Source organism: Geodermatophilus sp. SYSU D00705 (assembly GCF_054050135.1).
In genome coordinates, this window is record NZ_JBJGYT010000076.1 from 1 (window position 1) to 1,840 (window position 1,840).

Annotated in this window: 2 protein-coding genes; both read left to right on the top strand. The window is 69.6% G+C overall.

Annotated features, from left to right (window positions below; translation table 11 throughout):
- The first annotated feature begins 132 nt into the window (after positions 1-132).
- Positions 133-726 carry a DUF6318 family protein gene (locus ACI78Q_RS23665; RefSeq protein ID WP_456925927.1) on the top strand — a complete coding sequence of 198 codons (594 nt, stop codon included), beginning with the start codon at positions 133-135 and terminating at the stop codon, positions 724-726.
- A gap of 439 nt (positions 727-1,165) precedes the next feature.
- Positions 1,166-1,633, top strand: coding sequence for a hypothetical protein (locus ACI78Q_RS23670; RefSeq protein ID WP_456925928.1), 468 nt, complete (start codon positions 1,166-1,168; stop codon positions 1,631-1,633).
- Positions 1,634-1,840 lie beyond the last annotated feature (207 nt).

The following is a 1,840-nucleotide window of genomic DNA, read 5'->3' on the forward strand; positions in this document are numbered from 1 at the left end:
CTCTGCCGGCGCTGCAGCGCCGGCAGAGCGCGAGGAACACCGGCAATGCGATCGGGTGGTTGTCCACAGGGCTGCGTGCCCGGGTTCGCCAGGCTCCGTAGTGTCCCGGCGGGTTGGGCGAACGACTCGGGGGTGGACGACGTGGCACGGCGCACGACGCTGCGACTGGCGGCCGGCCTGGCGGCGGGCGTGGCTCTGCTGGGCGGGTGCTCGGAGAAGCAGGAGGCCAGCGACACGCTGCCGAGCGCGGACGCGACCCAGCCGTCGGAGGCCGAGCTCCCATCCCTCGGCCCGGCGGAGTTCCCAGTTCCCGACGAGGCTCGCGAAAAGACGCCTGAAGGGGCCTTGGCGTTTACGCGCTATTACATCGACCTCAACGGCTACATCGCCGACGGCCCGCGAGACCCACAACCCCTCCTAGACCTAAGTCAGAGCTGTAGGCAGTGTCGCCAAGTCGTTCAGTCCTACACGGATGACCGAGCGGCAGGCTACGCGTATCGCGACTTCAGTTACACATTTCTAGAGGCCGGCCCCGGCCTGCTCGAAGGCGACACAGCCCAAGTCGGATTCGTCTACGAGCAGGGACCCTTCACGGTACTCGACACGTCAGGTCAACAAGTGACCGATCGTTCAACTGCTGCGACCGGCAAACTCCAGTCAGGAACCATGTTGAAGTGGGACGAGAGCCTGAGCACGTGGATCGTGACCGAATTGACGATCGGTTGACATGCGGCGACTTACCTTCATTGGCCTCTTGGTGCTGGCTGCAACCGTCCTACCGTCGCCTCCTCCCGCAACGGCGGATTGTGCGGGCCTAGCCTGCGGTGGCCCGCAAGTAACTCCCGGCAGCGGGGAACTGCATGCCGCGTATGCCGCAAGTGACGCTGGGGGATTCTGGGTGTCCGGGACAGCAGCCCCCGATGCTCACCCGTACACCTATCGACTGACTCCGCCGTGCGAGTACGACACGGCGGCTGGCGACAGCTGCCGCGCCGAGGACGACAGGCTCTGCCCGGCATCGCCGGACCGCATAGCTCAGTTCCTGGTGATCGAGCAGCGCCGGCTGGTGCTCCCGGATGGCACGACAGTTGATGGCTTCCCGGTCACGGCCGGCACCTCCCCAGGCACCCCAGTCGGTCAGTGGGAGGCCGTCACCCGCACCTGCGTGGACATCACGGCGCTCAACCCGCCGCCGTCCCCGGGTGAGGTGTTCCGCTACTTCCAGACCCTCCCGCTGCCACAACTGCCCACGCAGCAGCAGCCGCCGGGCAACGGTCTGGTCGGCCTGCCCGTCGTCTTCTACACCGACGGTCCGACCACGCAGACCTTCGCCGTGGACATCCGCGGGTTCGACGTCGACATCGTCGCCACGGCCACCGGGTTCACCTGGCACACCGGCGACGGCACCGAGCTCATCAGCACCGATCCCGGCGCGCCCTACCCGCACCACACGGTCAGCCACGAGTACCGCAGCGGCACCTACACCGCCGCGCTCACCACCACCTGGAGCGGCACGTTCAGCGTCGACGGCGGTGCGAGCGCCGACGTCCCGGGCACGACGACCACCGACGGCCCGCCGGTCACGTTCGCCGTCCTGCAGGCCAACGCCGTCCTCACCAACCCGTACGACTGACCGCTCCTGCGGTGTTCCGCGTGCCTCTGCGGCCCTGCACCACCGCAGGAGCGGGCAGAACACCGCAACAGCCGCCGAGCCACACCCGCATTGCCGGTGCTCCTCGTGCCGTGGGGGGGGGGGGGGGGGGCGGCCCCCCCCCCCCCCCCCCCCCCCCCCCCCCCCCCCCCCCCCCCCCCCCCCCCCCCCCCCCCCCCCCCCCCCCCC